We start from the raw sequence: 8,085 nt of genomic DNA, 5'->3' as shown, positions 1-8,085 counted from the left end.
TTAGCGACTAATCAGATCGCACAAACTGGACTGAGTTCCCTTCCTCCGGTGATCTACTATTCGGAACAGCTATTTAGCTGATAGAGCATCGGACAACCAAATCCCCCGGTGTTGAGTTCGAGCAACACGGCTTTTCCCTGAGTCAATGGTTGCTCATGTTTGATGGTAATAGAGTGGTACATGTCAGTATTGAGCAGGACCTGCTCGCCATTGGTTACCACGATGGTGCCGTCGTCTTGCGGGCTAATGGATAGCCCTGGTGAGGCCGGGGCCGAGAATTTGGGCTCGAAATAGACACTCCCGTTTGAGTAGGTCACCATGGCGCCGTTGAGCGATACCTGTTTCCCTACGAGCTCGATAAGCCCTCCCTCATTGTCTGCATCGGTGAGTAATTCCACATTCCCTTTGCCTGGCACCTCTATCCAATATTTCAGACTGGCATAGCCGAGTGTTCCGCTGATGGTAGTAGGGATTTTCGATTCAATCTGTAGCGCATAATCGGCAGCAAAGGCAGTGACTGAGCAACTTAGCAGAGTTGCCATCGTTACCGCTCGTAGAGTTCGTATTATCTGCATGCTTGGGGATCTCATTGGTGGGGGCGCTTGGCGCTCGTTACTTTGATGTTGATCGTGTCGTTTTTTCGGTTATTCACCAAATGTGTATGTTACCTCACCGAGGTCAGTCACTAAGGTAGCACTGAACACGGTGCAGGACTCGTATCGAGCCGCAAACGTCACTCCTTGACCCAACTTGAGTTTGAGAGGGAAGGTGCTGCCGATGCCGAAATCGTGTTTAGCCTCCATCACCCTGCACCCTGGCTCGCCATCATTAATTACTATCTTCTCGATGATGACTTGGGCATTTTTTGTGACTACATAAATCTGTGGCCGTCCGATGGCTGTGTGAGTGAGTTCGACTTCAAATGTGGGGCCGCCAGAACCGCCACCACAGGCGCTGAGTGTTAACATGCTGGCTAGTAGCAGGGCATATCGGTAGATATGGGGCATAACGGTTTCCTTGTTGTTGCAGCACGGTCAAGCTTGTCTCCGAGTGGCTGGAAACAAGGACTTGGCACCTTGAAGATAAATGCCTGGTTTTGTTGCTTTTCCGCACTGCCTTGAAATGGCATGACTGGAAAATACTCAAGTCCAACCTTTTGAGGTGGTCTTCCGAGCTTCGGATGTCAGTTAGGCGCTACTCGACCATGACGGTCGAGTAGCGGTCTGATGGCTGGCATCAACTTGAGCGAGGTAGAGTTATGCGCTGCAACTGCTGAGCATGATCAGCGAGAAGGTCACTAGCCAACACCAGAAATAGGTCGGCTTTTGTTGCAATGCCTTGGCGCGCTTCCAGAGATACACCGGCACGAGCCAGACCATTTTGCCAAATTGCTGTGTGTTGACGCCGGCTTTGCGCAGCGTATGTTCATCCCAGTAACTCAGTGCGATATTGATGATCAGTGAGATGTAGAAGAATGAGCCTTCCGCCACTGCGTTCGCGGCTTGGTCCGTATCATGGTATACGGCACCGGCGACAAAGCCTTCGCAGAAAATACCGATGATGGGCGCAAAAGCCAAAATCCAGATCAAGGTATTACTAATCGCAATTGCAGGTAGCGCTGGAGGGGTCGATGACGGCGGAATATCGGCGGCCAGCGGAGTCGCATGTAGTGGCAGCCATTGTGGCTGGCTCTGGTGCCATACCAGCGTCTGGTGACTGATATCTCCGGCGCCAAGTAAGCCTATCAACTGCTCCTTCATGATCGGACCAATCCGTTGACCATTCTTCTCGTAAAACCATTCACTCATTTGATTATTCCTTTAATTGCCTGTGGTGGTTGATGCCTGTGCTGCGAAAACAGACTGGATACCTCTCCAGAAACCCGCGAAGAGTTAAAAAGCCCCTCACATAAGACTTATGTGGTTGATGTTCATCCCTTTAAGTCCTTCATGTCAATGGGTCCTTATTCAACGATATAGGTTGATTGGAGGACTTATGACGAACATCAAAGTTGAGCTGCTCGCTAAAAGCGTGGGCAAGGCGATCGGGCGGCAGCGCCAGCAGGCGGGATTGACCCAGGATCAGGTGGCAGAGCATCTCAATATCGGGATGGAAGCCGTCTCCCGGATGGAGCGCGGTATCGTAGTGCCGACCATTGCCCGACTGGCTGAACTGGCTCAGCTGTTTGAGTGCGAGCTGGCCGATTTCTTGCGCGAAACCAGCCCGCGCCCAACTGAGCAGGGTATCGTCTTGGGGCAGAAGTTAGCCCGGCTGGACAGTGCCGACCGGGCGTTGCTGCTGGAGACGTTTGAACGGTTGGTCGAGCGCCTGGCCAAATCCTGAGTTAGGGCGCACCGGGTATCGGTGTAGCACCTTTACCCAATTTATTGGTTAACGGGGATGCCCGTGCTCGCGTTCCCCGTGGTTGGGCCACTGTTTGCGGTGCCGGTTCGGCAGTCGAATGTTCCCCTTCCTCCACCTGGGGGTAAAACTCTTCCAGTAGCATTGGCACCTCTTCATCCACATCCTCGAACTGACCATTACGCAGCAAGGCTCGGGCCACCGTTTCCATCTCGCTAATCGTCAGCCCGGCCTCATCGTCCTGCATCGATTCCTGCCGTGCTTGGCCGACTGCCTCCGTCAGAGTCAGCTCGTCCCGCAGAGTCAAATCCACGTAGTAGACCGGGGTGCGGTAGGACTGGGTGGTGCTCTTGGCCCGTAGCCGTAAGGTCAGCGGCAGATAACGGGTCAGGCCGCCACTCACCGCCTCGAAGTACTTGAGGCGTGCCGCCAGGGTCCGTACCGAGTTATAGCCTGTGGTACGAAAGATAAAGCTGCCGAGCTCATCCCCCTGCCCCTCCACAAATAGGTTCAGTCGTCCGTACAACTTGCAGCCCTGTTGCTGGCCGTAGGGACAGCGCTCCGGACCGGGGCAACTGACTTCCTCCATCCCTTGCGCCCCCACCCGTTTTGCCACCTCTCCATTGCCGACACAAAGCGGCCGTCCGGTTTGGCGGTCAAAGGCGCTGTACTCTGCCCGCAGGTTCAGATCGCTGTCATTGAACAGCACCCGTACCGGAATGGCGCGGATCTTGGCCTGCTCATGCCCTTGAGCGAACTGTTGATGCAAGGGATGGAGCAACCATCCCCCTTTCTGCTGTACCTGGGTGGTGAGGGTGAAACTGTCGTCCTTCTCCGGTACCCATTTCCCCTCTTTCTGTACCAGCTTGCCAATACAGATCCGCCCAATCACGGGCGGGGTAATCGCCAGTCCTTTGATCATGGTGTGTGTCTCCTGACAGCGTGAACTGCTTGAATGGTGAAACGGCGTGAGCCGGGCACCGGTTTGACGTAGTGGCTGAGCAAATCGGGATGATCCTGACCGAGCCGGTCCAGATCGGGGGTCAGCCGATCCTTGCTGCGTTTCCAGGTGATCTTGCCGTCGGCGAAGAGTCCCGCCGTGGCCTCACCCAGCGTGGCCTGTAGCCGCTGCTTGATCTGCGATTCACGTAGCTCCACTTCCTCCTTGTGCTCGCGCAGATGCAGCAACTCCCCGAACAGCTGGTTGAACTCGGGCGAATCTGACAAGTCCACCGTCTCGCCATCATCACGGGGAAATAGCCAGGCTAGCGCCGATCCTGCATCCTCCGAGCCATCGGGCTCGGGCTGCTGGTTGCTAGTGACTTGCTGCCAGAACTGCGCCTCACGCTCGGTGAGATCCCGGATCTTCTCCTCGTCGCGCTCGATGCGGTAAATCCGAAAATCTTGACCCCCGATCAGTACCGCCACTTCCGCCCAGGCATGACCGGTGACGGCGAGCTGATGGAGTACCTGACACTGGTAGGCGACCGGTACGCCCTCCTCCCATTGGGGGGCACTGTGATAGCTGGCAGTCTTGATTTCGAGGATGCCGGGGCCGTCGGGGTGGCCCACCACCTCCCGGTCGAGATTGGCGAGCATAAACAGGTGCTCGGGGTGCTGTAGTACCGCATTGACCCGGCGCACCCGATAACCGGTGCGCTTGGCGTAGACCTGCGCCAACACCGGTTCGAGCTCGATACCCCACAGCACAGCTTCTTTGTGGGAGATATCTTCCGGCTCCTTACGCCCGGTCTTTTCCAGCCACAGTGACAGCGGGCATTTATAGGGTGAGAGGCCCACCGCAACGGCGGCATCGGATGAACCTAGCCCAAGCTTGCGGATCGCCAACCACTGCTTGCGAGAGAGGTCGGTGGTGGAGGCTAAGCGAATAGCCTGACCGTATTTGGCTTTTGCTTTCATCATTACTCCTTGTCAGCGGCATAAACGTCCCCGCCCGGCCTGATGGCTGGGTAGGGGTCTATGACGGGTAAATGAAATAAATCGGTAGAGCGGGGATTACTGCAGCAGAGTAAGGGCCTGATTGAGGGCCTGAGACTTTAGCTGAGCACCCTGACCAAACCAGGCAGAGTCCAGGCGATAGTCCTGACTTCGGGCACGGCGATGATGGTCCACATATTCCGTCACCGCATTGACCAGCCCCCAGGCGGTATTCTGGGAGCTGGCCAACTCCGAGCCCATACCGGCGCCTTGATATAGCTCGTGGAGCTGTTGGACTGGTCGGGTGAGGATAATTTGATTGTCGGCATCCAATGGCTGGTCCAGCAGGACGCTAAAGAAACGTAGCGCCTCTTCTGGGGCAACAGGACGGGCAGCCAATGCTTTGGTCTGGGTTTTGAATTCATCCCAATGAGCAAGTCCCAACCCTAATTCCTCTTTGACAATAGCCGGGTCAAATGTCGTCGAGTGAGAGACTTTGACTGCCCCAGTGCTATTACGCAACGCCATCTGCAGGGTGTTATTACAGACCACTCGCAATGAGGTAAATTGCGCCGTGGTGCAGAGCGTGCCGTCGCAGCTGGTTGCCAGCAGCAGATAGGACTTCACCAAGTCATTGCCTTTGAGTTTCAAGTCTTGGCCGGTACGGGCCAGCGCCCACAATTTACGGCCGCCCTTAAGTGAGCCAGCGGTTTCTAATTCAAAGCCGCCGATTTCCACTAAATCCTGATAGAAGTGCAGCACCTCATGGGGCTGTACCACGTTATAGCGTTGGGAGACGACCGACAGGGGTTCGAGCGTGTCGGATCGGTAAAGCACCTTGCTGTCTTTATAGGGGCGAATATGCAAGGCATCGGTAGCAACGTTAAACATCACATTGCTCTGCTCGATGGTCCAGTCCATTCCGGCAGCTTTAAGCCAGATCTCCAAGGATTGTCGTGGGGGTAAGATATTTCCGAGGCCGTGCCAGGGTGTTTGGCCAGTGTAGGCCATGGTATCGATGAGATGAGCCATATATCAATCTCCAATGAAAAAGGGGCTGGCAAAGCAGCTCCAGAGGTAGGTTCATAGAGAGAATATATATCTGAAATTTATTTGATTGAAGGTAATCGGAATGCAAGGTGACAGCACAGCACCATAAAATCAGACGGTGCTATATGAAAATGCCAGACGGCCGCCAGTAATGTTTTGGGGTTCATTTGCAGCTGATATTTTTGATATTCCAGATATTTTTGATATTCGTATCTGAAAGTATCTGGAGGGGCATGCTTGATGGGGTGCAGGGACTTTGACATCAGAGGGAGGAGAAGCGACCAGCGTACCAAGATCAACGCTGTTAGGTCGTGGTGGCACGAAAGTGCATTAACCTACGCTTTGGCAACTTGCTCCACTCCTGAAAACAATACTCTACAATATAAATATATACAATCTATTCTCGCAGGTATATTTGGCATTGATGTGCATCAACTAGTGCTCATTCATTAGGCTAAGGGTGATGATACCTGAACAGTGATTTTACAACTTTAGTTTTTTTACCCAACTCGATGATGTTTTTAACATCATCTCCAGGGGCAGATAAAAACATCATGATAGCTGAATGGTCCAAAAGGCAAACGCCGAGAGAAGAACCTGTAATACAATGAATTAGGTTTTTAGATAAATCATCTGATAAGACGAATCCTGCTTCAATTAATTCTTCTACAAATGATGTATGTTCTACATCCGTGTTGATTTTATCTAGTCCAGTCAATATTTTCCCTGAGATTTCATTAAGTTTATCAAGTAGGCCGTGGTTAATAAATTCGGAGAAGTGATTAAGATTTAAACCATTATTTATAGATGTTTGTCTTGAATGTGCAACTTTTTCCTGAACGTGCGAAGTTGTGTGTCGTGCAATGGTATAATTATAAGCGTAGATAGCTTGTGCTATGATCGTATTATACGTATTTCCGCCAGATATAATAGAGTGTTTTATATATTCATCTTTAGAAAGCCATGAGTCATTGCTGTTTCCTATAACGTGCTGAGATGCACGTGTAGGGACAAAAACGATGCCTTGATGGTTTATAATGTCATTAACCTGTTGCATTAAAGAACCATTCTTAATCGCCTTCCACTTTAAATTGTACATTAATCCAATTTTTAGCACAGCTAGCGCATGTTTAATAAACCCGAATGTAGATAGATTTTCTCTATCTACACTATCGATTATGTCTAAAGCCATTGCTGGGTCTTCATTTTTAATGCAATCAAGTGCGTCTATTAGCACGATATATTGAGAGAGATATTTTTGGTATCGATTGGCTACTTGTTTCGTTAGCGTGATGATTTTAGTGACATTATTTTTGTTAAATTCAACCACTCTCTGATAGTGGTCTTCCGCTTTAATTTCTTGATAATCAAGGATGTTTGAACTGTAATTTAAGTGGTTAGCTATAGGTGGCAGAGATACCATATTTGATAGATAAATTATCTGATATTCAAGTTGATATAATAATTTATTGTCGTTGTCAAATCGATACACTGCTGGGGTTTCAAAAAATGAAATAATTATTTCAACGATCCCATCTAAGTACAGAGTTTTACGTTCATTCAAATCATCAAGGTGCAATGATATAATGGCGGCAGGCATACCAAGCCTTGCAGCTTTAATATGTGCTTTTTCATTTTTAAGATCAAGTAAAGTGCAGATGTGTTGTGCAAGCAGGTTAAGCTTTTCGTTACCAAGGGTGAGTTTCCTATAGATGTTATAAAAATGGCCAAACATACCTGTTTTGTTATCTATATCTTGGAGGATGATTATAGCGGTGTAAGCAGCGGCTATAGGTCTAATGCTAAAAACAGAATTATCAACCTTTGCAGCAGAAAATTTGTGGTTGCAAATTTTAATGATTTGATTCAATTTTGTACAGGTTTGATTTTTTGATCCTGTTAAATAATAAAGGTATTTTAATAAGTCATTAATTAACGACTTATCGCCTTTTAAATTATACTTAATAAGTATGTCTTTATGTATGTCAAAGTAGTTTTGAATATAATTATGCATGTATTGTTTTGCAGCTTCCCTTCCAAATCGCCTCTGTCCGTTATCTTGTATCATTACATTTTCTAATCTTAGAATCTTGTCAAGATGATAATATATAGACATTTCACTTGCTTGTTGCTTAAAAATAGAAATGTCTACGCACATCAACGGAATTAATGCATTTTTAATATAAAGCTTAATTGTATCCTCGGCTGATTCTTTAAGAATATATTCCCTTCGAGCTAATGCAATATACACACTTTCTAATACATCAACATGGTTTGAAATCATGTCGGGCGATAAATTACAGCCAATATGTAAGAGTTCACATATCTCTTCTAGTCTTGGCAGGAGATCATCTTTGTCCGTTTTATTCTGAAAGTGTTCACGGTGCGCATCGAAAGAGCGTTTACTGGTTTGCTCTGTTTTCCGAGCTTCATGCCAAAGGCCAAGGGTGTCTTCTACAGAGTAGATAAATTCAGCAAAAGGATGTGTCTTCATGATTCGTCTGTTGGGTTTGTTGCAGAGTGGTTGTATGTGCATTTTTTGAACACTCAAGATTTGTTTTGTACGAACACAGTTGGATATGGGCGATTAACAATTGATTGGCACAATTGAGAGTTGGCATGGGTGAGTACGAATCGCTCAATCTGTGCTCACCCCATAGGCTTTTCGCTCAAAAAATACTCACAAACTTGCCTTGGAATTGGGGCCGTAGTTTGTCTCCTTTTAACCTACACCAT

8 protein-coding genes are annotated in these 8,085 nt (G+C 48.8%); 1 reads left to right on the top strand and 7 read right to left on the bottom strand.

What is annotated here, in order from left to right; genetic code table 11:
* Positions 1-56: 56 nt before the first annotated feature.
* From OKB87_RS22115 to OKB87_RS22105, 3 genes are all read right to left on the bottom strand, one after another.
* Complete coding sequence (locus OKB87_RS22115; RefSeq protein WP_270828540.1) at positions 57-542, bottom strand: hypothetical protein; 486 nt, start codon at positions 540-542, stop codon at positions 57-59.
* 102 nt (positions 543-644) lie between these two features.
* On the bottom strand, positions 645-1,007 hold the full coding sequence (locus tag OKB87_RS22110) for a hypothetical protein (RefSeq protein WP_171269236.1): 363 nt from the start codon (positions 1,005-1,007) through the stop codon (positions 645-647).
* Between the two features lie 249 nt (positions 1,008-1,256).
* Entirely contained in the window at positions 1,257-1,808 is a 552-nt protein-coding gene (locus OKB87_RS22105) for a DUF4339 domain-containing protein (protein ID WP_042048597.1), read from the bottom strand.
* A 187-nt stretch (positions 1,809-1,995) separates the two neighbouring features.
* Here OKB87_RS22105 and OKB87_RS22100 point away from each other — a divergent pair, with 187 nt between their 5' ends.
* Entirely contained in the window at positions 1,996-2,343 is a 348-nt protein-coding gene (locus tag OKB87_RS22100) for a helix-turn-helix domain-containing protein (RefSeq protein WP_041212673.1), read from the top strand.
* Position 2,344: 1 nt separating this feature from the next.
* On the opposite strand, the gene OKB87_RS22095 is transcribed toward OKB87_RS22100, so the two are convergent.
* The 4 genes from OKB87_RS22095 to OKB87_RS22080 all read right to left on the bottom strand — a co-directional run bounded on the left by OKB87_RS22095 (position 2,345) and on the right by OKB87_RS22080 (position 7,843).
* Positions 2,345-3,283 (bottom strand): recombination directionality factor, encoded by a 939-nt coding sequence (locus OKB87_RS22095; protein WP_029303610.1) that lies wholly within the window; start codon positions 3,281-3,283, stop codon positions 2,345-2,347.
* On the bottom strand, positions 3,280-4,281 hold the full coding sequence (locus OKB87_RS22090; protein WP_042048593.1) for a YqaJ viral recombinase family nuclease: 1,002 nt from the start codon (positions 4,279-4,281) through the stop codon (positions 3,280-3,282). The genes OKB87_RS22095 and OKB87_RS22090 overlap by 4 nt, the downstream gene beginning before the upstream one ends.
* Positions 4,282-4,377: 96 nt before the next feature.
* Positions 4,378-5,331, bottom strand: coding sequence for a DUF932 domain-containing protein (locus tag OKB87_RS22085; protein ID WP_029303612.1), 954 nt, complete (start codon positions 5,329-5,331; stop codon positions 4,378-4,380).
* 472 nt (positions 5,332-5,803) lie between these two features.
* Entirely contained in the window at positions 5,804-7,843 is a 2,040-nt protein-coding gene (locus tag OKB87_RS22080) for a hypothetical protein (RefSeq protein WP_270828539.1), read from the bottom strand.
* Positions 7,844-8,085 lie beyond the last annotated feature (242 nt).

The sequence above is a fragment of the Aeromonas sp. Y318-1 genome, assembly GCF_027706125.1.
In the GTDB taxonomy this organism is placed as follows: domain Bacteria; phylum Pseudomonadota; class Gammaproteobacteria; order Enterobacterales; family Aeromonadaceae; genus Aeromonas; species Aeromonas hydrophila.
Note: the sequence above shows the minus strand (reverse complement) of the source record. Positions and strands in the feature narration are given on the sequence as shown.

Coding starts and splice junctions, on each gene's coding strand:
- OKB87_RS22115 (WP_270828540.1), bottom strand. CDS start 542: ATGGCAACTCTGCTAAGTTGCTCAGTCACTGCCTTTGCTGCCGATTAT.
- OKB87_RS22100 (WP_041212673.1), top strand. CDS start 1,996: ATGACGAACATCAAAGTTGAGCTGCTCGCTAAAAGCGTGGGCAAGGCG.
- OKB87_RS22110 (WP_171269236.1), bottom strand. CDS start 1,007: ATGCCCCATATCTACCGATATGCCCTGCTACTAGCCAGCATGTTAACA.
- OKB87_RS22090 (WP_042048593.1), bottom strand. CDS start 4,281: ATGAAAGCAAAAGCCAAATACGGTCAGGCTATTCGCTTAGCCTCCACC.
- OKB87_RS22080 (WP_270828539.1), bottom strand. CDS start 7,843: ATGAAGACACATCCTTTTGCTGAATTTATCTACTCTGTAGAAGACACC.
- OKB87_RS22105 (WP_042048597.1), bottom strand. CDS start 1,808: ATGAGTGAATGGTTTTACGAGAAGAATGGTCAACGGATTGGTCCGATC.
- OKB87_RS22085 (WP_029303612.1), bottom strand. CDS start 5,331: ATGGCTCATCTCATCGATACCATGGCCTACACTGGCCAAACACCCTGG.
- OKB87_RS22095 (WP_029303610.1), bottom strand. CDS start 3,283: ATGATCAAAGGACTGGCGATTACCCCGCCCGTGATTGGGCGGATCTGT.